22 protein-coding genes and 2 pseudogenes are annotated in these 24,278 nt (G+C 31.6%); 12 read left to right on the plus strand and 12 right to left on the minus strand.

The genetic code is table 11. The annotated features are described in order from the left end of the window. Window positions 1-3: 3 nt before the first annotated feature. The 4 genes from lepB (MHI13_RS08835) to MHI13_RS08850 form a co-directional block, all read right to left on the minus strand. The gene (lepB, locus tag MHI13_RS08835) at window positions 4-570 is read right to left on the minus strand and encodes a signal peptidase I (RefSeq protein WP_017175839.1); all 567 of its coding nucleotides are present in this window, start codon (window positions 568-570) and stop codon (window positions 4-6) included. Window positions 571-584: 14 nt separating this feature from the next. Further along, entirely contained in the window at window positions 585-1,109 is a 525-nt protein-coding gene (gene lepB / locus MHI13_RS08840) for a signal peptidase I (protein WP_049382051.1), read from the minus strand. 4 nt (window positions 1,110-1,113) lie between these two features. Continuing rightward, on the minus strand, window positions 1,114-1,689 hold the full coding sequence (locus MHI13_RS08845; RefSeq protein WP_025987168.1) for a TVP38/TMEM64 family protein: 576 nt from the start codon (window positions 1,687-1,689) through the stop codon (window positions 1,114-1,116). 368 nt (window positions 1,690-2,057) lie between these two features. Further along, complete coding sequence (locus MHI13_RS08850; protein WP_017175842.1) at window positions 2,058-3,389, minus strand: glucose-6-phosphate isomerase; 1,332 nt, start codon at window positions 3,387-3,389, stop codon at window positions 2,058-2,060. Between the two features lie 324 nt (window positions 3,390-3,713). Here MHI13_RS08850 and MHI13_RS08855 point away from each other — a divergent pair, with 324 nt between their 5' ends. From MHI13_RS08855 to MHI13_RS08865, 3 genes and pseudogenes are all read left to right on the plus strand, one after another. Beyond that, window positions 3,714-4,916, plus strand: a complete 1,203-nt coding sequence (locus tag MHI13_RS08855) for an argininosuccinate synthase (RefSeq protein ID WP_070548398.1) — start codon at window positions 3,714-3,716, stop codon at window positions 4,914-4,916. Then, a complete protein-coding gene (gene argH / locus MHI13_RS08860; protein WP_002455540.1) occupies window positions 4,909-6,288 on the plus strand; it encodes an argininosuccinate lyase in 1,380 nt (459 codons plus the stop codon). Before MHI13_RS08855 ends, argH begins: the two co-directional genes overlap by 8 nt. 681 nt (window positions 6,289-6,969) lie before the next feature. After that, window positions 6,970-7,773 (plus strand): annotated as a pseudogene (locus MHI13_RS08865) (glycerophosphodiester phosphodiesterase); the annotation flags it as partial. 88 nt (window positions 7,774-7,861) lie between these two features. On the opposite strand, the gene MHI13_RS08870 reads toward MHI13_RS08865, so the two are convergent. From MHI13_RS08870 to MHI13_RS08890, 5 genes are all read right to left on the minus strand, one after another. Then, a complete protein-coding gene (locus MHI13_RS08870) occupies window positions 7,862-9,106 on the minus strand; it encodes a Glu/Leu/Phe/Val family dehydrogenase (RefSeq protein ID WP_017175846.1) in 1,245 nt (414 codons plus the stop codon). 107 nt (window positions 9,107-9,213) lie between these two features. Beyond that, a complete protein-coding gene (locus MHI13_RS08875; protein WP_049382054.1) occupies window positions 9,214-10,404 on the minus strand; it encodes an ornithine--oxo-acid transaminase in 1,191 nt (396 codons plus the stop codon). 268 nt (window positions 10,405-10,672) lie between these two features. Then, complete coding sequence (locus MHI13_RS08880; RefSeq protein WP_070548400.1) at window positions 10,673-11,800, minus strand: NADH-dependent flavin oxidoreductase; 1,128 nt, start codon at window positions 11,798-11,800, stop codon at window positions 10,673-10,675. Window positions 11,801-11,974: 174 nt separating this feature from the next. Next, entirely contained in the window at window positions 11,975-12,358 is a 384-nt protein-coding gene (gene ygs, locus MHI13_RS08885) for a S1 domain-containing post-transcriptional regulator Ygs (protein WP_002455545.1), read from the minus strand. A 227-nt stretch (window positions 12,359-12,585) separates the two neighbouring features. After that, entirely contained in the window at window positions 12,586-13,188 is a 603-nt protein-coding gene (locus MHI13_RS08890; RefSeq protein WP_017175849.1) for a peptidylprolyl isomerase, read from the minus strand. A gap of 68 nt (window positions 13,189-13,256) precedes the next feature. On the opposite strand from MHI13_RS08890, the gene kapB reads away from it, so the two are divergent. The 9 genes and pseudogenes from kapB to MHI13_RS08935 all read left to right on the plus strand — a co-directional run bounded on the left by kapB (window position 13,257) and on the right by MHI13_RS08935 (window position 20,798). Next, the gene (kapB, locus tag MHI13_RS08895) at window positions 13,257-13,637 is read left to right on the plus strand and encodes a sporulation phosphorelay system protein KapB (protein ID WP_019835064.1); all 381 of its coding nucleotides are present in this window, start codon (window positions 13,257-13,259) and stop codon (window positions 13,635-13,637) included. A 132-nt stretch (window positions 13,638-13,769) separates the two neighbouring features. Further along, window positions 13,770-16,172 (plus strand): Na+/H+ antiporter subunit A, encoded by a 2,403-nt coding sequence (locus MHI13_RS08900; RefSeq protein WP_049382056.1) that lies wholly within the window; start codon window positions 13,770-13,772, stop codon window positions 16,170-16,172. Next, complete coding sequence (locus tag MHI13_RS08905; protein ID WP_017175851.1) at window positions 16,165-16,593, plus strand: Na(+)/H(+) antiporter subunit B; 429 nt, start codon at window positions 16,165-16,167, stop codon at window positions 16,591-16,593. The genes MHI13_RS08900 and MHI13_RS08905 overlap by 8 nt, the downstream gene beginning before the upstream one ends. Continuing rightward, window positions 16,593-16,940 (plus strand): Na+/H+ antiporter Mnh1 subunit C, encoded by a 348-nt coding sequence (gene mnhC1, locus MHI13_RS08910; RefSeq protein ID WP_002448250.1) that lies wholly within the window; start codon window positions 16,593-16,595, stop codon window positions 16,938-16,940. The genes MHI13_RS08905 and mnhC1 overlap by 1 nt, the downstream gene beginning before the upstream one ends. Beyond that, window positions 16,927-18,426 (plus strand): Na+/H+ antiporter subunit D, encoded by a 1,500-nt coding sequence (locus tag MHI13_RS08915; protein ID WP_049382057.1) that lies wholly within the window; start codon window positions 16,927-16,929, stop codon window positions 18,424-18,426. The genes mnhC1 and MHI13_RS08915 overlap by 14 nt, the downstream gene beginning before the upstream one ends. Continuing rightward, complete coding sequence (locus MHI13_RS08920; protein WP_017175853.1) at window positions 18,426-18,905, plus strand: Na+/H+ antiporter subunit E; 480 nt, start codon at window positions 18,426-18,428, stop codon at window positions 18,903-18,905. The genes MHI13_RS08915 and MHI13_RS08920 overlap by 1 nt, the downstream gene beginning before the upstream one ends. Then, window positions 18,905-19,195: a Na(+)/H(+) antiporter subunit F1 gene (locus MHI13_RS08925; RefSeq protein ID WP_017175854.1), complete on the plus strand. Its 291-nt coding sequence runs from the start codon at window positions 18,905-18,907 to the stop codon at window positions 19,193-19,195. Before MHI13_RS08920 ends, MHI13_RS08925 begins: the two co-directional genes overlap by 1 nt. Further along, window positions 19,173-19,529: a Na+/H+ antiporter subunit G1 gene (locus tag MHI13_RS08930; RefSeq protein ID WP_017175855.1), complete on the plus strand. Its 357-nt coding sequence runs from the start codon at window positions 19,173-19,175 to the stop codon at window positions 19,527-19,529. Before MHI13_RS08925 ends, MHI13_RS08930 begins: the two co-directional genes overlap by 23 nt. Window positions 19,530-19,638: 109 nt before the next feature. Further along, a pseudogene (locus tag MHI13_RS08935) lies at window positions 19,639-20,798 on the plus strand (NAD(P)-binding domain-containing protein). 57 nt (window positions 20,799-20,855) lie between these two features. Here MHI13_RS08935 and MHI13_RS08940 read toward each other — a convergent pair. The 3 genes from MHI13_RS08940 to MHI13_RS08950 form a co-directional block, all read right to left on the minus strand. After that, window positions 20,856-21,230: a PaaI family thioesterase gene (locus tag MHI13_RS08940; RefSeq protein ID WP_017175858.1), complete on the minus strand. Its 375-nt coding sequence runs from the start codon at window positions 21,228-21,230 to the stop codon at window positions 20,856-20,858. A gap of 18 nt (window positions 21,231-21,248) precedes the next feature. Continuing rightward, window positions 21,249-22,568 (minus strand): Na+/H+ antiporter family protein, encoded by a 1,320-nt coding sequence (locus MHI13_RS08945; protein ID WP_019835068.1) that lies wholly within the window; start codon window positions 22,566-22,568, stop codon window positions 21,249-21,251. Between the two features lie 193 nt (window positions 22,569-22,761). After that, on the minus strand, window positions 22,762-24,240 hold the full coding sequence (locus MHI13_RS08950; protein ID WP_070548402.1) for a M17 family metallopeptidase: 1,479 nt from the start codon (window positions 24,238-24,240) through the stop codon (window positions 22,762-22,764). Window positions 24,241-24,278 lie beyond the last annotated feature (38 nt).

Raw genomic sequence — 24,278 nt, forward strand, 5'->3', positions numbered from 1 at the left:
ATCCTACTTATCTGGATTAAAATTAAATTTAAAATCATTTAGTGGCCAAAATCTAAATGATACTTTACCGACGATTTGTTGTTTATCTATTAATCCAAACGCTCTACTATCTTTACTAACTTCACGATTATCTCCTAGCACTAAGTATTTATTTTTAGGAATAACGTTAGACTTAGGATGAGCATTAAGAAGATCCTTAGTTTCAAAAGATCCTGTAATGTACTCTCCTTGTTTATGTTTTTCATTATAGTCTAAGTAAGGCTCATTTACTTTTTTTCCATTAACATATAGCTGATCTTTTTTATATGTCACACTATCTCCTGGTACGCCTATCACTCTTTTAACATAGTCATCAGATTTATTAGCATGGAAAACAATAACATTTCCTTTTTTTATGTTTCCTACCTTATAACCTAAAATGTTAACCATTACATGTTGTCCATCTTTTAATGTTGGATCCATAGAGTCGCCTTTTATTGTATAGGATTTGGCAACAAAAGTGACTACAAGCCATACAAGCAATAAGCCTACAGCTATCGCAACAATCCATTCTGTTATTTCTTTTTTCAAATATAACACCTCATCTATTTATTAAACTCATAGTTGAATGATCTAAAAGGATAATACCTTAGATATACATTTCCTATAACATCACTTTTTTTAATTAATCCATATTTTCTCGAATCAGTTAATGTATTACTATTATCATTCAACACTAAAAATGAGTCAGGTGGAATAATATCCCCATCAGTATTTTCTAAATCTCGTAATGCGAAATCATTAATATCTCTATTTTTAGCATAATATTTATTCACTTGTCTATCATCTTTATATAATTTACCATGCCTTATTTCTACCGATTCGCCTGCTTTCCCAATAATACGGCTAAAATGAATTTGATCATGATGACGATACATAATAATATCGCCTTCATTTAATAAATTAAATGTCACTTTCAATTTATTAATCATTATATAATCATTTTTATTTAGAGTGGGGGCCATCTCATTAGTATGAACAATTGCACTTCTTAGTAAAAAATTTTGGATAAATATCACAAAAATAATTGCTAAAATAATGGAGATACTCGTACTTATAATTCGACGCAAAATGTCACTCCTCATGTGTTCCCATAAAATGTTTTTCAACTCTTTTTCCAATAAACCATATGACTATAGTAACAATAATTAAAATAATTGCTCTTATAGGATGGGTTAAAAATGTAGTCACTTCTCTACCCATCACTGCTAAAAATGAGATGGAAATAAACTTTGAAAATAATAAAATAATAAAATAATTCTTCATTTTAATATGAGAAAAACTAGCTACAAAGTTTACTACTGTATTAGGTGTAAATGGAAAACACATTAATATAAAAATAGGAACAAGTCCTTGTTTATCTATAAAATGTGTAAGTTTTTTCACACCTTTTTTTGCTTTAACTCTTTGCATAAAAGATGCATCAACGAATTTCCTAAAAAAATAAAATACAGTAAATGTCCCAGCGACGATCCCTAACCAACTAATAATGGTTCCTGTAATAAAACCATAAGCATGAACATTTAAGATGACATATAGAGTTAAAGGAAAAACAGGAATCATAGCTCTTAAATAGAGAATAATAAAACCTGCAAAGTATCCTAATTGTTGTAACACATTAAACCAATGTTCAATTTGATGAAACACTATATCATCAAATCCTTTCTTGAAATTTCATCATTCTCTATTGAGTATAAAATTATTTTACACTCTTTTCTTAAAAAAACTATTAATTCAATAAGAAATCAGTCACAAGTACTAGATAACAGATTTAACATTAGTCATATTAATCATTTAAAAGAGAGTGAGACTGAATTCAAAACGAATTCAGTTTCCTTCTCTTGACCCCATATTACGTTAAACAAAAACTTCTTTTTATGAAAGTCTAGTATGTTGAAAAAGATTGATATAAGTATATATTCAATTGAGTCATTGACTGCCAATATATAAAAAACGCCTAAGACAGCTCATCATGTCCTAGGCTTTAAACTATCATTTTATTTAAATTTATGTTGATATTATAAACGTTCTTCTAATTCTTTTTTCTTATCTTCATAACCTGGTTTACCAAGTAAAGCAAACATATTTTGTTTATAAGCTTCTACACCAGGTTGGTTAAATGGATTAACACCTAATTGATAGCCACTCATCGCACAAGCTAATTCAAAGAAGTAAACAACATAACCGAATGTTTCTTCATCTAAACGTGGGATATTCACAACGATATTAGGAACGCCACCATCAGTATGAGCTAATAACGTACCTTCAAATGCTTTTGTATTAACTTCATCGATTGTTTTTCCAGCTAAATAATTTAAGCCATCTAAATCGTCATCATCTTTTTCAATTGTAATATCATGTTTAGGTTGATTTACTTTTACAACAGTTTCAAATAAGAAACGGCGTCCTTCTTGAACGTACTGACCTAATGAATGTAAATCAGTAGTATAGTTTGCGCTTGAAGGATAAATACCTTTAAAGTCTTTACCTTCAGATTCACCGTATAACTGTTTCCACCATTCATTAAAGTACTGCATAGATGGTTCGTAGTTAATTAACATTTCAGTTGTATAACCTTTACTATAAAGAACATTTCGAATTGTTGCATATTGATATGCAATATTCTCTTCTAAATTTTCAGATGATAGTTCTTTACGAGCTTTATTTGCCCCATTCATAATTGCTTCAATATCAATACCTGCAGTTGCAATTGGTAATAATCCTACTGCAGTTAATACTGAATAACGACCACCTACATCATCAGGTACAACAAATGTTTCATAACTTTCATTATCTGCTAATTGTTTCAATGCACCTTTTGCTTTATCAGTTGTAGCAAAAATACGTTTTTTTGCTTCGTCTTTACCATATTTTTCTTCAACTAATTGTTTAAACAATCTAAATGCTACAGCAGGCTCAGTCGTTGTTCCTGATTTAGAAATAACATTTACTGAAAAGTCTTTATCAGACAAGTAATTCACTAATTCTTGTGTATAACTTGAAGATAAGTGATTTCCTACAAATACAATCTCAGGATATTCTGTACTGTTACGGAAAGATGAAGTAAGCATTTCAATTGCAGCACGTGCACCTAAATATGAACCGCCAATTCCGATAACTACCAATACATCTGAATTCGATTGAATATGTTTTGCTGCTTTTTGAATTCTAGAAAACTCTTCTTTATCATAATCTTCAGGTAAATTTACCCAACCTAAAAAGTCGCTTCCAGCACCTGTACCTTCATGAATCGTTTTATGAATTGTTTTTACAATATCTTTTTGTTGATCAAGTTCATGTTGACCAAAAAATTCTAACGTTTTTCCATAATCTAATTGAATATGAGTCATTTATAAATCCTCCAATGTTTATGAATTAGTTTCATTTTACTAACTTTAAGTTATCTATTCAATGAACAAGTTCAATTATTCAAAAAATAGTCTGTTTTTTTTAGAATCATTGAATTACCTTACCTTGTAATGAATACACAATCGAAACAGCAATAAACTCCTTAGTTGTAGTAATATTCAATAAATATAGAAATAACAATAGATGATTAATGATATTCAAATTATCTTTATTTTGTATAAATATGTAAAAAAATGGTTTTATTTTCAAAAACAATCTGTTAGTATAGAATTATATTAATTTTCAGAAAATTTTGAGGTGACAATATGAAAGATAAAATTGTTTTAGCTTATTCAGGTGGATTAGATACTAGTGTAGCTGTTAAATGGCTTATAGATAAAGGGTATGACGTAGTGGCAGTATGTTTAGATGTTGGCGAAGGTAAAGATTTAGATGTTGTTTATTCTAAAGCATTAGACATGGGCGCCGTCGAATGTCATGTTATTGATGCAACTAAGGAATTTAGTGAAGATTATGTAAGTTATGCAATAAAAGGAAATTTAATGTATGAAAATAGTTATCCTTTAGTATCTGCGCTTTCAAGACCCTTAATAGCGAAGAAATTAGTAGAAATTGCTGAACAAACAAAGTCAATCGGTATTGCACATGGTTGTACTGGTAAAGGTAATGATCAAGTACGTTTTGAAGTAGCAATTAAAGCACTTAACCCTAATTTGAAAACATTTGCTCCTGTTAGAGAGTGGGGCTGGAGTCGTGAAGAAGAAATCGACTATGCAATCAAACATGGTATTCCTGTAAGTATTAATCATGATTCACCTTATTCAATCGATCAAAATTTATGGGGTCGTGCAAATGAATGTGGTATTTTAGAAGATCCCTATGCTGCTCCACCGAAAGATGCATATGATTTAACTGCTGAATTAGAGGATACACCAAATACACCAGATGAAATTATCTTATCATTTAAAAATGGTGTTCCTGTTCAACTTAACCATAAAGACTATGATTTAGATCAGCTAATTCTAACATTAAATGATGTAGCTGGTAAACATGGTATCGGACGTATCGATCACGTAGAGAATCGTTTAGTTGGTATAAAATCACGTGAAGTATATGAAACACCAGGTGCTGAAGTGATATTAAAAGCTCATAAAGCTTTAGAAACATTAACATTAACTAAAGATGTGGCGCATTTTAAACCAGTCATTGAAAAACAATTTGCTGAACAAACATATAATGGTTTATGGTTCTCACCTTTAACAGACAGTCTAAAGCAATTCATCGATAGCACTCAACACTATGTTGAAGGAGATGTTAGAGTTAAATTATTTAAAGGTAATGCTATTGTTAATGGTAGAAAATCGCCTTATACACTTTATGATGAAAAGTTAGCAACTTATACTAAAGAAGATGCTTTTGATCAATCAGCTGCAGTCGGCTTTATTGATATTTATGGACTGCCAACACAAGTAAATGCTTATTTACATGGAGGTTATAGTAATGAGTAATAAAGCATGGGGAGGTCGTTTTCAACAACAACCTGAAGAATGGGTAGATGCGTTTAATGCTTCTATTGACTTTGACCAAACGCTTTTAGATGAGGATATTCAAGGTAGTATTGCACATGCAACAATGCTTGCACACCAAAACATTATTTCTGAAGAAGAAAAAAATGCTATCGTAAAAGGTTTGAAAGATATACAGGCAGATTTTCATAACCATAATATTGAATTTAAACATGCTTTAGAAGATATACATTTAAATATTGAACATGAACTGATACAACGCATTGGAGATCCAGGTGGCAAGTTACACACAGGTCGTAGCAGAAATGATCAAGTAGCAACAGACTTACATCTCTATGTAAAAAAACAGGTCATTGAGATTCAAGCACTTATTCGTTCATTCCAAGAGTCTATTTTAACTCTAGCAAAATCTCACGTAGAAACGATTATGCCAGGTTATACGCACTTACAACGTGCTCAACCTATTTCTTTCGCTCATCACATCATGACATATTTTTGGATGTTGGAAAGAGACTATACACGTTTTGCAGATAGTTTAAAACGTATTGATATATCTCCTCTTGGCGCTGCAGCATTGAGTGGCACTACACATCCTATCGATAGACATGAAACTCAAGAATTACTTGGTTTTGAATATATTTATGAAAATAGTCTTGATGCAGTGAGTGATCGTGATTACATTATTGAAACATTGCATAATATATCATTAACAATGACTCACCTATCACGTTTTGCAGAAGAAATTATTTTTTGGTCTACGGATGAAGCGAAATTTATTACACTATCTGATGCATTTTCTACTGGTTCATCTATTATGCCTCAAAAGAAAAATCCAGATATGGCTGAACTCATTCGTGGTAAAGTTGGACGTACGACAGGACATTTAATGAGTATGCTTGTCACATTGAAAGGCTTGCCTCTTGCATATAATAAAGACTTACAAGAGGATAAAGAAGGTTTATTTGATTCTGTTCGTACGATGAAAGGTTCTTTACGTATTTTTGAGGGCATGCTTAATACGTTAACGGTTAATACAAATCGTTTAAATGAAACAGTGCATCAAGATTTCTCTAACGCAACAGAACTTGCAGATTATTTAGTAGATAAAAATGTACCGTTTAGAACAGCACATGAAATTGTAGGAAAAATTGTCTTTGAATGTATTCAACAAGGCATCTATTTATTAGATGTACCATTTGAACGTTATCAAGAATTAAATGATAAAATCGAAGAAGATGTATATGATTACTTAAAACCAGAAAATTGTTTAAATAGAAGAAAAAGTTATGGTTCTACAGGCCAAGATGCTGTGCGTCATCAATTGAACGTTGCAGAAAATATTTTAAAACAATAATGAATACTATTATTAAATGACTATGAATCGAATAAATAAAGATTCTAATAAAGCATCTACTTGAGGATTAACTCTAAATCGCTTAATCGTTTTATAAGAAAGTTTTTGATTTTGTGAAGATCACATCACTTGTAAGAATAAGTACTGAAGTTTCCTTTCGTAGAGTAAGTTAAGTCATGTTAGAATCTTTATACATAAGGCACTTCGTTAATTTAGTTTAGTGATGTTTATTAAATTATACGAAAGTGCCTTATTTTTTTAAGTATTTCAATGTAAAATTACATATAAATATAAAGTAAATTGGCAAGACTCATTTTTTAGTTAAATTTAATTTAATTATTTTAACTTTCTCTATATTTATTGTTAATAAATTAATAGTTTTGCTAAAATTTTGAAAAAATTATTCTAAAAATTTCTTCTCTTTGCTAAAGTTTTAATGTATTTTTAAATTGAACTGAGAGGATGAATTTTTTGAAGGTTTCTAAAAAAGCAATGATATCTAGTTTAGCAATAGCCACTATCGGTTTAGTAACATTACATAATCCAGTAGAAGCAAATAATAATCATAACAACTATAGCACTACTTCTAATTCCGCTGCAGAACATCAACAGTTTAATCAATCACAAAATAAATATACGTCAGTAGCGATTAGTAAACATCGTAATCAAGATCATTCGAATTGGATGACCAACTTAACTGGCGAACGTTTTACGACTATCGCTCATAGAGGTGCAAGTGGCTATGCGCCGGAACATACGTTTCATGCATATGATAAAAGTCATAATGAGTTAGGGGCGTCGTATATTGAATTAGACTTACAACGTACGAAAGATGGACAACTTGTAGCAATGCATGACGAAACCGTTGATCGTACAACAAACGGTACAGGTCGTGTCGAAGACTATACACTCGCACAACTTAAACAACTAGATGCTGGGTCATGGTTTAACAATGCTCACCCTGAATATGCGAAACCAGAATATAAAAATGCTAAAGTCCCTACTCTAGATGAAATTTTATCTCGATACGGTACAAAGGCTAATTATTATATTGAAACTAAAAATCCTAATGTATATCCAGGTATGGAAGAACAACTACTTGAAACATTAAAAAAACATCACATGTTAACTGGTAACTCTTTAAATCATGGACATATATTAATTCAGTCTTTCTCAGAAGAAAGTTTACAAAAAATGCATCAATTAGATTCACGAGTACCATTGATTCGATTACTTGATAAAAATGAATTGCAACAACAAAGTGAAGCAGATTTACAACATATTCTCTCATATGCCATAGGTGTCGGCCCAGATTATACTAGTTTAAACGCTGAAAACACTAAGCATTTAAAAGATTTAGGTTTCCTAATTCATCCTTATACAGTAGATAAAACTACAGATATGCAACGTTTAAATCAATATGGTGTTGACGGTCTATTTACAAATTTTGCTGATAAATATAAAGCTACTATCCCAAACGAGTAATTTTATTAATTAAATCACTCTATAAAAAACCTCCCAATAACGAGTATATATTTCTCATTATTGGGAGGTTCATTTTTAATAGTTATATTTACGCCCATCCACGATAGCGTGCTGCTTCAGCGGTACGTTTAATTCCTACAATATAAGCTGCCAATCTCATATCAATTTTTCTATTCTGAGCTAATTCATAAATAGTATCAAAAGCCTCGATTAATTTTTCCCGTAATTTTTCATTGACTTCATCTTCTGACCAGTAATAACCTTGGTTGTTTTGTACCCATTCAAAATAAGATACTGTCACGCCACCTGCACTTGCTAATACATCGGGTACGAGTAAAACGCCACGTTCAGTTAAAATACGTGTAGCTTCTGGAGTGGTTGGTCCATTTGCCGCTTCTACAACAATATCAGCTTTAATATCGTGTGCATTATCTTCTGTGATTTGATTTGAAATTGCAGCCGGTACTAAAATATCACAATCAAGTTCGAATAATTCTTTATTTGAAATTGTATCTTCAAATAAGTTAGTTACAGTACCAAAGCTATCACGACGATCTAGTAAGTAATCGATATCTAAGCCATTAGGATCATGTAATGCACCATATGCGTCTGAAATACCAACTACTTTAGCACCCATATCATTTAAAAATTTAGCTAAGAAACTTCCAGCGTTCCCAAAGCCTTGAATCACAATACGTGACCCTTTAATTTCTTTTCCTCTACGCTTAGCAGCTTGTTCAATAGCAATCACTACGCCAAGAGCAGTAGAACGATCACGTCCTTGTGAGCCACCTAAGACAATTGGCTTACCAGTAATAAAACCTGGAGAATTAAACTTATCTAAAGCACTATATTCATCCATCATCCAAGCCATAATTTGAGAATTTGTAAACACATCTGGAGCAGGAATATCTTTAGTTGGTCCTACAAATTGAGAAATTGCACGTACATATCCTCGTGATAAACGTTCTACTTCATGAATACTCATTTGACGTGGATCACATACAATACCACCTTTACCTCCACCATAAGGTAAGTTGACAATGCCACATTTTAAAGTCATCCACATCGATAAAGCTTTGACTTCTTCTTCATCTACATCAGGATGGAAACGAACGCCACCTTTAGTAGGACCTACAGCGTCATTATGTTGTGCACGATACCCAGTAAATGTTTTAACTGTACCATCGTCCATACGTACTGGAATACGCACTTGCAAGAATCTTAATGGTTCTTTAATTAAATCATACATACCATCATCAAATCCCAATTTATGCAATGCTTCTTTAATGATGCTTTGTGTAGAAGTCACTAAATTATTATTCTCAGTCATAATCACTTTCGCCTCTTTTTTTCACAAATGTTTTCGCTTTCATAAGTATTGTAACACGCCTATACTTTTTAAAGAAATTAAATCATGCCATATTACGTCATATCTATTTACTTAAATACACTTCTAATTCGATTTAATGCTTCATCTAATTCTTCTTTAGTAATAACCAAAGGTGGTGCAAAACGAATTACTGTATCATAGGTTTCTTTACATAATAAACCTTTTTCTTTCAATGCTTCACAAAATGGTCTTGCACTTTCGTGTAATTCCACACCAATGAATAACCCGCGTCCACGAACTTCTTTAATTGCAGGGTGATTAATCTTTTGTAATTCTGATTTAAAATATTCACCTAGTTCATTTGAATGTTCTGGTAAATTTTCATCGATAATGACATCTAAAGCCGCAATTGACACTGCACAAGCAAGCGGATTGCCACCAAAAGTAGAACCATGAGAACCAGGTGTAAATACATCAAGCACCTCGTTATCTGCTAATACAACTGAAATTGGTAAGACGCCTCCACCAAGCGCTTTACCCAAAATATATACATCCGGTTTAACATTATCCCAATCACATGCAAATAATTTTCCAGATCGTCCTAATCCAGCTTGAATTTCATCGGCGATAAACAAAATATTATGTTCATTACATAAATCTCTAATGGTTTTCAAATAACCTTCTGGAGGAATATTAATGCCTGCTTCGCCTTGAATAGGTTCAACTAAAACAGCTGCTGTGTTTTTATTAATTGCTTCTTTTAATTGTGTTTCATTGCCAAAGTCAACTTTACGAAAACCATCTAATAAAGGACCATATCCACGTTGATATTCAGCTTCAGATGATAAAGACACAGGGGCCATTGTACGACCATGGAAGTTCCCATTAAATGCAATAATCTCAGCTTGATTTGGTTCAATACCTTTAACATCATAGGCCCAACGACGTGCAGCTTTTAAGGCTGTTTCAACTGCTTCAGCACCTGTATTCATTGGTAGTGCTTTATCTTTACCAGCTAATTTACAAATTTTTTCGTACCATTCCCCTAAGTTATCACTATGAAAAGCACGAGAGACAAGTGTCACTTTATCTGCTTGATGTTTTAATGCTTGAATAATTTTTGGATGACGATGACCTTGGTTAACTGCTGAATATGCTGATAACATATCTATATATTTATTACCTTCTGGATCAGTAACCCAAATCCCCTCTGCTTTTGAAACAACAATTGGTAGCGGCACATAGTTATGAGCACCGTAATGGTTTGTTAGTTCAATAATTTTTTCAGATTTAGTCATAATATCTCCCCTTTGCTTATTGTTATATTAAAACTAATCACTATATTTACTGGCTTTCGCAATTCTATTTTAAAACATTAAAGTCTCTCTAAATCCATTTATGAAAGCCCTTACAAAGATAATGACATATCCTCTTATCATTTTACAAGTAAATTATTTCTATTAGCTAAAATTTTAATATAAACCTTTTTTTCTTAATAAAAAAAGGTAGTGGACAAAATTCATTATGAGTTCTGTCTCACTACCATACTATTTCATATTTTATTAATTATTTATCTTTACGAGGTAACGGATAAAATCCTTTATTAAATTGTTCCCATAAATTTGGTGGTAACGCATGTTTATCTTCACGATTTGGATCAAAGTATGAGATAATTTCCTCTTCTTTACCCTCTTCAATTTTATGGATAAAGTTATAATCTAGAAGAATTCCACGACCTAATGCTACGAGTTCAATGCCTGTCGATTCTACTGCATCTAAAGCATCATCAGCAGTAAATACAGAACCTATACCAATGACTGGCATACGTCCATCTACCCATTGATGGATAAGTTTTAGACGTTCTTCTCCTTCATATTTACCCTCACGTGTTTGTGAATGAATATCCATAATTGAAATATGAACATAATCAATCGCTTTTTTTGTAATTGTTTTAATTAATTTTTCTGTGTGTTCCATTGAAATACCAGGTGATTCTGCTTCTTCTGGTGATAATCTATAACCTACAATAAAATCTTTATTTGCATAAGTTTCTTTAACTTTTAATACTTCATCAATCACTGCAAGTGGGAATTTTAAATGGTCTCCCCATTCATCTTCACGACGATTATAGTATGGAGAGAAGAATTGATGAATTAAGTAATGGTTCGCTCCATGTATTTCTACGCCGTCAAATCCAGCTTCAATGGCGCAACGTGTAGCTTCACCGAAATCTTTAATTGTTTGTTCGATTTCTTCAGTAGTGATTTCTCTTGCATGATGTTCCTGTTGTTGACCAAAACTTTTCATTGAAACGGGGCTTGGTGCCACAACATCTCCATTAGGAGTCAATTCAGGTAAAGCTTGTGCACCACCATGATGAATTTGTACTAATGCTTTTGCGCCATTTTTCTTCATTGCTGTCGCTAAGCGTTTTAAACCTTCGATATCTGAATCGTGTGCGACAGATGGTTGGCCTGGGAAGGCTTTACCAATATCATTTACATTACTTGCAGCATTAATTGCAAGACCTACATCTTTGGCACGTTTCTCAATGTAAGAAATTTCGACATCTGAAATAGTACCATCATCATTTGATGATGTATGTGTTAAAGGTGCAAGTACAAAGCGATTTCTTAATGATACACCGTTGGGTAATGTAACAGTTTCAAATAATTTTTTATATTTATTATTCATAAGTAATTCCTTTCTAAATCTTTTAGTTTTATTATTTTCAAACTATAACATGAACATTTTTATGTCTCTACTTTTATGCTTATATGCATTAACCATCTTTTTAAATTTAGCAATATATTGACATAATAAAAAACGTTACTTAAAAAAGTAACGTTTTAGCGTGTTGACAGTCATTCAATTATTATTACGAATTGCACGTTTAGACTGCTTAATCCAGACCGGTAGGCGTTCTTCAAGCGTTTGAAACCCATACTTTTCTGTCTCTTTAATTTCATCTAATACAGACTGTTTTTCTTTTTTTCGTTCATAATTCTTAAAGTAATCATTATCTTTAAGTGACAAATTAAGCTTTCCTTCATCGTCTATAGAAAGGATTTTAGCTTTTACAATTTGACCTTCTGATAGAAATTTTTTTAGATTATGGACATAATCATCCATAATCTCTGAAATATGGATAAGTCCTTCAGTATGGTCAGGGGTCTCAACAAAAGCGCCATACGGTTGAATTCCAGTCACACGCACTTTAATATGCTGACCTTCTTTATAGTGAGTATTCAACTTGATAACCCCTTATTTCGTTTTTCTTAACATATTAATAATAGCATAAATCCCATACTTGGACTAACGATAAACTAATAAAAAATTAATTTCTTTAGAAATTTATATTTCTTCTTCATAAATTTACATTAAAAAGTTCGTTTTTAATATAAAAAGATGAGCGTAAATGTCTTATTTAAAACAGTTTACGCTCACCTTTTTTTATTTAATGATATTTCTTTGATGAATTAAGCTTTTTTATCTTCTACATCAATAGATTCAATAACCACATCATGTACAGGCTTATCTTGTGCCCCTACTTTAGTATTTGCAATATCTTCTAATGTAGTTTCACCGTCAATTAATTGACCAAACACAGTATGTTTTTGATCTAACCAAGGTGTTCCACCTTTTTCTGCATAAGCTTTAGCAATTGGTTCAGGCCAACCGCCATCAACAAGCTGATTAAGCATTGTATCTGGTACTTCTTTCATTTGAACAACAAAAAATTGTGAACCATTTGTATTTGGACCAGCATTTGCCATTGAAAGTGCACCATATAAATTAAATGCTTCTAATGAAAACTCATCCTCAAATGAACCTCCATAAATACTTTCTCCTCCCATACCAGTAGCAGTAGGGTCTCCACCTTGAATCATAAAATCATTAATGACACGATGGAATGTAATGCCGTCATAATATCCATTTTTTGCATGTGTCACAAAATTTTCAACTGTTTTTGGAGCAATCTCAGGAAACAGCTTAAATGTCATATCTCCTTTATTTGTATGCATAATTACTTTAATTTCATTATCTTGTATTTCTTTATTTAACTGTGGATAGTTAGTCATTTAAATTCTCCATTCATGTTATGATGATATAGATACATATTAACATATTTGAAAGGAAGTAATATAGCATGTTATATCGATTCTCTCATAAAACAGGTACTTATGGTGTAACGATTAAAGAAGATAGTGATCATCAAGTTTTAGTACAAATTGAACAAGTCATTAAACATCCTAAACAAGGAGATTTACATCATCCTGGTGAAACTGAAGGTGTTTTTTTTCATGAAAGACGTGCTTTAAGCCATTATGAAAAACGTTATGCAACACGTTCACAATTGAGAGATTTTAATGTAGAAGAGATGAAATATGAAGATTCTTTACAACAAGCGATTACTCAAATGGAAAACGAATTAAAACAACAACACACAGAATACGCAAAATTGGCATTAGACAATTTAAACAGTTTAAAAAAAGACTATTCTATCCAATATAAACAAAATTTTTTCTAGTCCATTTTACGTCTTTCTTCCTATTTAACAAGATAAGTAAAATTGCTGACTTTACATCTTTTCACAGTTTTTCAGAATAAATTGATTGATGTATAATAAAATTTATAACAATTTTTGAAGGAGGAAAATATAGTGAGTTTGATACATATTGCGGTACTTTTACCGTTAATATTCGCACTCATTATTCCAATTCTTTATCGTTTCTTTAAAAAGATTCATTTAGGATGGTTTGTATTACCTGTTCCTGTTGTCTTATTTATTTATTTTTTATCTTATATTTCAACTACTCAATCAGGTAATACAGTAATAAAAACTTTCAATTGGATGCCACATATCGGCATGAATTTTGATATTTATCTTGATGGCTTAAGCATACTCTTTAGTTTGCTTATAACTGGCATTGGAAGTTTAGTAGTTCTTTATTCAATCGGTTATTTAGATAAATCTGAACGATTAGGGAATTTTTACTGTTATTTATTACTGTTTATGGGTGCAATGTTAGGCGTCGTACTCTCAGATAATATCATTATCTTATATCTATTCTGGGAATTAACTTCATTCTCAAGTTTTTTACTCATTTCTTTTTGGAGAGAAAAGAAAGCTTCTATATATGGAGCACAAAAGTCACTGATTATCACTGTATTTGGAGGACTTAGTTTACTTGGTGGATTAATCTTAATTTCACTTGCAGGACAATCATTAAGTCTACATTATTTAATCCATCATGTATCTCAAATACAAGACAGTTCTTTCTTTACACTTGCAATGGTTTTAATTATGTTAGCAGCTTTCACAAAATCTGCACAAGTACCATTTTACATTTGGTTACCTGATGCAATGGAGGCACCTACTCCTGTCAGTGCATATTTACATTCAGCTACAATGGTTAAAGCAGGGTTATATCTTGTTGCACGTTTAACCCCATTATTCGCGATATCAGAAGGATGGATATGGACTATTACTTTAGTAGGCTTAATCACACTATTTTGGGCTTCATTAAATGCAACGAAACAACAAGATTTGAAAGGGATTCTAGCATTTTCTACAGTTTCACAATTGGGAATGATTATGTCTATGCTAGGTATTGGAGCTATAAGTTATCATTTTGAAGGTAGTGACAGTCAATTATATATCGCTGGTTTTACAGCAGCTGCTTTCCATTTAATTAACCATGCTACCTTTAAAGGTGCATTATTTATGATTACAGGTGCCATTGATCATGTGACAGGCACACGTGATGTAAAAAAATTGGGCGGTTTACTTACTATCATGCCAATTTCTTTTACTCTTACTGTAATTACAGCATTAAGTATGGCAGGTGTGCCACCATTTAATGGTTTCTTATCAAAAGAAAAATTCTTAGAGGCTATGATAGAAGCTACACACACGCCTCTATTTAGTTTAAATACTCTAGGTATTGTTTTTCCAATTTTAGCGATTGTAGGTAGTATATTTACATTTGTATATTCAATTAAATTCGTACTACATGTATTCTTTGGTAAATATCATTCTGATTTATTACCTAAGAAAGCACATGAAGCATCATTATTAATGTTAATTTCACCAGCAATTCTAGCAACGCTAGTTGTTGTTTTCGGACTATTCCCTGGACTATTAACACATTCTATAATCGAACCAGCTACTAAAGCCATAAGTGGAATATCAACCGTACATGCAGAATTCCATATGTTCCATGGTATTACTCCTGCGTTCATCTCTACTTTAACGATTTGGATTGTAGGTATTATCTTATTATTTACGTTCAATTATTGGATTCGTTTATTAAAAGCACAACCAGACAACTTAAAATTAAATTATTGGTATGATACTACTGGCAAATGGTTACCAAATCATTCCGCTTCTCTAACTAATTATTATGTTAATGGGTATGTACGGGATAGTTTAGTCTTTATTTTTGGTACATTAATTGTGTTAACACTCATCACATTAGTGAGGGTACCGTTTAGCTTTAATTTTAAAAATATAAATACAATTCACATCTATGAAATGATTATTATCATAATACTTACTATCTCAGCGTTCTTAGTTGTTACAGCAACATCTCGTTTATTTAGTATTATTATGCTTAGTGTTGTTGGCTATGCAGTATCAGTTTTATTTGTTTTCTTTAAGGCACCTGATTTAGCTTTAACACAATTTGTTGTTGAGTCTATCTCAACGGGTCTATTTCTATTATGTTTCTATCACTTGCCTAACTTAAATCGCTATAATGAAAAAACATCATTTAAATTAACGAATGCTATCATCTCTATTGGTGTTGGTTTGGTAGTGACAATATTAGGTCTTATCGCTTATGGTAATAGACATTTTTCTTCTATTGGAGAATATTACAAGGCACATGTTTATGACTTAGCACATGGTAAAAATATGGTTAACGTTATTCTCGTAGACTTCCGTGGTATGGATACCTTATTTGAATCTTCTGTATTAGGTATTGCAGGTCTTGCAGTTTACACGATGATTAAATTACGAAGTAAACGTAACAAAACAAGTGAGGTGGAAAGCAATGAATAGACAAAATAACAATTTAATGTTTCAGTATTCAGCTGTAATTATTGCTTTCTTAATTGCTCTTTTTGGTATTACTTTATTTTTAGCAGGACATTACACACCAGGTGGAGGATTTGTTGGTGGATTGCTTCTATCAACTGCTTTGACCATTATTATGATTGCATTTGATATAAAAACGATGCGTAAAATCTTTCCTTGGGATTTTAAAATCTTAATTGGTATTGGTTTATTATTCTGTGTAAGTACGCCTATAGCAAGTTGGTTTTACGGAAAAAGTTTCTTTACACATACAGAATTTAATATTCCATTACCACTTCTACACTCTGTTCATATGAATACACCAATGTTCTTCGACTTTGGCGTTATGTGTGCAGTAATTGGTACAGTAATGACTATTATTATAACGATTGGAGAGAACGAATAGTGGAAATTATTATGATTATTGTATGTGGCATACTTACATCAATCAGTGTCTATCTCGTTTTATCTAAAAGTTTAATACGTATTATTATGGGAACAACGCTGATTACACATGCATCAAATTTATTTTTAATTACTATGGGAGGATTGAAACATGGTGAAATGCCAATATATGAAAAAGATATTCATCACTATGTAGATCCAATCCCTCATGCATTAATACTTACTGCAATTGTTATTGCATTTGCAACTACTGCTTTTTTCTTAGTCTTAGCTTTTAGAACGTATAAAGAATTAGGCACAGACAACATAGAACAAATGAAAGGAGTGCCTAGTGATGATAGCAACTAATATGGTTGTTCTTACATTAGTTATACCAATCATTACCGCTATTATTCTTATCTTTTTGGGTCAACGCTATCCATTAAAGCGTGCGGTCACATTGATAGGTTTAGTTTTAACTTTGATTGTAGCGATGATTAATTTAATTAATGTTAGTAAATTTGGTCCTCTTAAAGTAGAATTAGGTTCTTGGCCAGCCCCATATGGTATTATCTTTTTATTAGATACGTTAGGGGCAATGTTGATTGTAACGAGTATTATCATTACTCTGCTCATTACGATCTATTCTTTTTCAACTGCCGGAATCGATAGAGAGCGTTACTATTTTCATTTTTCAATCGTCTTTATGTTAGTGGGTATTATTGGTGCTTTCACTACTGGAGATATTTTTAACCTTTTCGTATTCTTTGAAGTCTTTTTAATGTCATCTTATGCATTGCTTGTATTAGGTGGTACACGTATTCAACTTCAAGAAACGGTCAAATATTTACTTATTAATGTTGTAACATCGACATTTTTCGTTATTGCTGTTGCTATCTTATATTCAATCGTCGGCACTTTAAATATGGCTGACATTAGCGTAAAACTGAATGAATTATCTCATTCACATCAAGGATTATTAAGTATTGTCTTTATTTTGTTCATCTTTGTGTTTGCAACTAAAGCTGGTGTTTTTCCATTATATGTTTGGTTACCTGGATCATACTATGCGCCACCTTTTGCTATCATTGCATTCTTCGGTGCTTTATTAACTAAAGTTGGCGTCTATGCTATTTTAAGAACACTTAGTCTTTTTTTCCATAACACAATGAGTTTTTCTCACTATACTATTTTATTCTTAGCACTATTAACGATTATATTTGGATCCATTGGTGCCATTGCTTATTATGATATTAAAAAAATTATTTTATATAATATTATGATTGCAGTAGGTGTCATACTCGTTGGTGTTGCTATGATGAGTAAATTAGGAATTATGGGTGCTATATATTATACCATTCACGATATGTTAGTTAAGACTGCACTTTTCTTAATTATTGGTGTCATGTATCAAATTACCAAAACATCAAATCTTAAGTCATTCGGTGGTTTAATTAAGACATATCCTATACTTGGTTGGTCTTTCTTTATTGCAGCTTTAAGCTTGGCTGGTATTCCCCCATTTAGTGGGTTTTATGGAAAATACTTTATTGTAAAAGCCGCTTTTGAAAAAGGATTTTATATCAGTGCAATTATCGTATTACTTTCAAGTTTAATCGTACTCTATTCTGTGATTCGTATTTTCCTACATGGTTTCTTTGGTGAACCTAAGGGATATAAAATGAATAACAATGTAAATGTAAAACAAGCAACAATCGTTTCAGTAATTGCAGTTATCATTACTGTACTATTTGGTTTATCTGCTGATGCACTTTATCCATTTATATCAGAAGCAGCTAAATCTTTCTATGATCCTAATGTTTATATTAAAAGTGTATTAGGAGGTAGATACTAATGGCTCTTCAATTTGTGTTAAATATTATATTAGCTATTATATGGATGTTTTTAAGCGGCAGTTATACATTTAATAACTTTTTACTAGGATTTTTAATAGGAATTGGGCTTGTTTACTTATTTAAAAAAGTATTGCCTGGTAGTTTTTATTTAAAAAGAGTTTATAAAGTCATTAAATTGATTGTTGTCTTTTTTATAGAATTAATGAAAGCCAATATTGATGTATCCAAAATTGTGTTACAGCCAAGACTTAAAAATCAACCTGGTTTCTTTATTTATCACACAGATTTAAAACATGATTGGCAAATTGTTTTATTATCTAATTTAATCACTTTAACACCAGGAACTGTCGTTTTAGGTATTAGTGATGATAGAACTAAAATATACATTCACTCAATTGACTTTAGTACGAAAGAAGAAGAAATTGAAAGCATTAAATCATCACTTGAAAAAGTAGTGAGAGAGGTGGGCGAAGCTTAATGGTAAAAACAATTATTATTATTGCTTTAATTGTCGTAGTATTATCGATGCTAGCAATGTTTATTCGTATTATTAAAGGTCCCACTTTACCTGATCGCGTCCTTGCACTAGACGCTATTGGCTTACAATTGATGGCGTGTGTTGCATTATATAGTGTATTTATCGGCTCACAATACTTACTTGTAGTTATTTTACTTATTGGTATTTTAGCTTTCTTAGGTACAGCAGTATTCTCTAAATTTATAGATAAAGGTAAGGTGATTGAACGTGATAGCAAAAATCATCATTAGTTTAGCCATCATTTTCATTATCTTAGGTGCATTGATAAGTGCAATTACTGCTATTGGTATTATTCGTTTAAAAGATGTCTATTCACGCGGTCATGCTGCAGGTAAATCTGCAACATTAGGTGCTATATTTTTATTATTTGGAACGTTTTTATATTTTATGGGAACAGAAGGATACGCCAATATGCAACTGATATTCGGCATTATTTTCATTTTGATTACTGGCCCTCTTTCTAGCCATTTAATGATGAAAGCATCATATAATAATAAAACGCCTTATACTAAAGATACAAAAATTGATGAACTTAAAGATGAATTTAACAATAAGAAAATATAATTTGATAAAAATCGAGGTACTTTCTTAAAGTGCTTCGATTTTTTGTTTTGAAAAAGATAGTTTTATGTTATTATAAATCGTAATAATTACGTTTTAAAGGAGTTTTATTATGCATTGGACTATTATTGGTGGCGGTATACAAGGAACCACTATAGCAATTAAGTTACGTGAAGTAGGCATGTCCATCCAAAATCTTACAATTATCGACCCTCATGATTCTTTATGCGAACAATTTCATAAATGCACAAATAGAATTGCTATGCCTTACTTACGTTCACCTATTGTACATCATATTCATCCTGACCCATTTCATTTAAAAAAATTTGCAAAAATGAATTAGTATATTAATCCAACTTTTGGTCGTTATCAAAGATCTCAAACAGAGATGTTTATGGATCACACACATGCTCAAATACATAACTACCATCTAAATCAAAGTTATATTCAAAGTTATGTTCAACGCATTGAAAAAAATCAAAGAGGATGGAGTATTACAACAAGTCATCATTCTGTCATTCAAACTGATTGTGTTGTTTTAGCACAAGGATGTCATAATGAACCTTTTGTCCCTGCCGCATTTACTCAAGCTAAAGATGTATGTCATATATTTAGTGATCATTTTAATTCTCAATTATTTTCACAATCATCTCATGTCATTGGAAGTGGTATTTCAGCTGCTCATTTAACATTAAAGGTTTTAAAATTAGATAAGAATAAAATCGTTCATTTATGGATGAATAAAAATATAGATATTCAACATTTTGATGCTGATCCTGGTTGGCTAGGTCCCCAAAAAATGAAGGCCTTTTTAAATCATTCTTCACATGAAGAAAAACTTCAAACAGTATTAAAAGAAAGACATAAAGGTTCAATGCCTCACGAGTTATATTTACGCTTAAAGAAATATGTTCAAAATAAAAGACTTATTATATATAAAGAAGAGATTAAGGACTTAAAATCGCATCAAATTATTACTGAAAATTTAAATATCCCATATGATTACATACTTTTAGCAACTGGATTTAAGTCTTCAACTTTGCAGCAACCCATGATACAATCTCTAATTCAAAATGCTAATGCCTCCTCCTATCTTGTGGATTTCCAAAAATCACACATGAATTAGAATGGTTACCTCATTTATTTGTTGCTGGTGGACTAGCTGATTTAGAACTTGGTCCATTTGCTAGAAATATCATGGGAGGTAAAGAAGCAGCTCAAAGAATTTATAGCGTATTTCAAAGAATAAATCACCATAGAGAAGTATCATAAATATAAAATACTAGCCCGTAGATGAATATTTTCTACGGGCTAGTATTTTATAATTTGTTATTTTAATGGTTTAATCCCTATTGTACCTCTCATGATACTAATTAATTTATCTTGATCACTTTTAATTTCTATATTCCATACTTGTGTCGTATGACCTTTATGAATAATAGAAGCGGTAGCAATCACGCGTCCCTCTTTTACTGAGTGAATATGATTGGCATTCATTTCTAAACCTAATGGGATAAAGTGTTTCGTATCAATTAAATGGGCAGCGCCTAATGAACAAGCTGTTTCACCTAATGCAATACTTGCACCACCATGTAGATAGCCAAAGGGTTGTTTAACCTTATCAGTGACTGGCATAGAAATTACAACTATTCCCTCATCTACTGTTTCGATTTTCATATCAAATGTTTCAAGTAAATTAGACATGTTGTCACCTCTTTTTTTCTATAATACCATTGCAGCTATTGTACCAAAAATCATCAATGGAACATTATAGAAAAGGAAGTTAGGTATACATGTATCTCTAATGTGATCATGTTGACCATCTACATTAAGACCTGCTGTGGGTCCAAGTGTTGAATCACTTGCTGGTGAACCAGAATCTCCAAGTGCAGCAGCTGTTCCTACTAAAGCAATTAATGCCATATTATCTAAACCAAGAGATGAACCTAGTGGTATAAATAAAGCTGCAATAATTGGAATCGTAGCAAAAGATGATCCAATGCCTAACGTAACAATAAGGCCAACAATATACATTGCAATAATAGTAATTAATTTATGTCCATTTGTAATCTCAGTTAAACTAGAAACTAATTTTTCAATATCACCAGTAGCATTCATGACACCGGCAAAACCGTTAGCTGATAAAATAACGACACCAATAAATGACATTATTTTTATTCCTTCTACAAATTGACTATCTAATTCATTCCATTTATAAATACCAGAAATAAAGAATATCAGCACTCCAGCTAATGCTCCAAAAATCATTGAATCCGTAAATGTTTGAACTAAGAAAGTAGCGAAAATAGCAACAATCGTAACAACTAATACATATGGCCGAATTTCTGCTATTTCTTCTTCATTATCTTTAAGTACCTCTTGCTTATATTCACGTGGTTTACGATAAACAAACAACCCAATAACTAAACCGACAATATAACCAAGTGAAGGAATTAACATTGCTTTCCAAATCATATTAAATTCGATAGGATGATGAGCTTTTTGAAATCCACTTTGTATAATTTGGTGGAAAATCTGTCCAAAGCCATAAGGTAGTAAAACATATGGCCAACATAAACCAAATCCTATAACTAAACCAATTAATCGTCTATCAATTTTCAAATCGTTAAATAGACTAAGTAATGGTGGAATTACAATTGGTATAAATGCAATATGTACTGGAATTAAGTTCTGACTCATAATACTCATTGCTAGTAATACTAAAATAATAATCACTTTTACTTTAATCCTTGATAAGCGGCTATTCTCAGTATGAATCGCACGAATAATTTTATTTACTAAATAATCTGTGATGCCACTATATGATATCAGTGCTGCAAAGCCCCCTAATAAAGCGTAACTTAATGCCACTTCCGAACCATCTACAATATTTTTACCGAATACACTAATTACTTTGTTTAAACTCATGCCCGATATTAGACCACCTACAAGTGAACTAATAAATAAACTAATGATAACATTCAGTCTTAAGAGACATAATATAATCATTAATATTACGGCAATAACTACAGCATTAAACATTATACTCACATCCTTTATCACTCTACCGAACTAAAGTGTATAATTATGTGATTAATAATATCAAGTAGTTAGGCGGTTGTCAACGCCTAATATAATAGTATTTTAAAAAAATAAACGTCTAAGGTATCAATGTACCTCAGACATTTATCTATTTTGCCTCACAATGAATGTATATTCATTTCTAACATCCATTTTATATTGATTGTCTTAACCAATTCACAATGGTCATTATCATGCTTCCTGTCGGACCTTTAGGACCTTTATAGTTATTTTTATTAATCGTTGCAGGACCTGCAATATCAAAATGAATATGTGGTGTTTGCTCACTAAAATGCGTAACGAAAGCTGCAGCAAATAAGGCTTTACCTTGTCCATTTGTATGATTCACTAAATCAGCGACCTCTGTATTACGAATCAATTGTTGTTCAGTTTGAGTAATAGGTAATTCAAAAGCGAATTCATCAACTTCTCTAGCACTTTTTAAAATGTGTTTCATATCTTCATCTGCATTAGAACTAAATAAAGCAGCCTTATCTTCTCCTAATGCCGCTATAGCAGCACCTGTAAGAGTAGCAAAATCACATATTAAACGTGGTTGAAATTGATTTGCATAAAATACGCCATCTCCTAAAACTAAACGGCCTTCAGCATCGCTATTTAAAACTTCTACTGTTTCACCACTTAAGGCAGTATATACATCATCTGGTTTCATAGCCTGTTGACTAATCATATTCTCTGCAGAGACAATGACACCTACAATATTTACTGGTAAAGATAATTTAGATACAGCATCAATCATTCCTACAACGTTAGCAGCACCACACATATCAAATTTCATTGTTTGCATACCCATTTTAGATTTGATGCTATAACCACCAGAATCATATGTAATCCCTTTCCCAACTAATGCAATAGGCGCTTCATTTTCATCTGTTCCATGATACGTTAAAGTAATAACAACAGGAGAGTGAGTGGATCCTTTACCTACAGCATGTAGTAAACCAAAACCTTCTGATAACAATGTGTCATTATTTTTAATATCTACTGAAACAGAAGACGATTTAAAGTGATGTGCTACTTCACTTGCAAAATATTCTGGAGTAAGTATATTGGGAGGCATATTACTAAAGTCACGTGCTATATTCACCGATTCACCAATCAAATACCCTGCTTTTATATTTTTTGTATCTTCATCACTATTAGATGATTCTATATATAATTCCAGTTGATATGGTGTGGATTTGTTAGATTTATAGTTGTTAAATTCATAAATCGATTGTCTACTTTGTAATCCGAAAATCTCTGCAATAATTGTTTTGTCAATTTGTTTTGAATTAAATGTATCAAAAAGAACATTTGCTTCTGTCACACGCTCTTTTTTTAGATATTGAAAAAGTGTACCAAATACTTTTAAAAATGAAGCATAAGATAATGTTTTCAAATTTCCTAGTCCAACCGTAATTAAACGTTTAGGTTCATTATTTATGTATAAAATAGTCGAAGATGTTTTTCCTAATTGACTACTTACAATATGACGATGTCGGTAATTTTCAATAGTTTGTGTAAGGTCACTATTTTTGTACGTGATCTTTCCAATTTGATTAAGATGATCGGGTACTCCTAGAATAATAACGTCGGTCATTTTATTCGAATCATAATTAAAATGTATCATATAACTCTCCTTTAAAATAAAGGAGTGAGATATTGAAA

It is taken from the genome of Staphylococcus sp. FSL K6-0223, assembly GCF_038008285.1.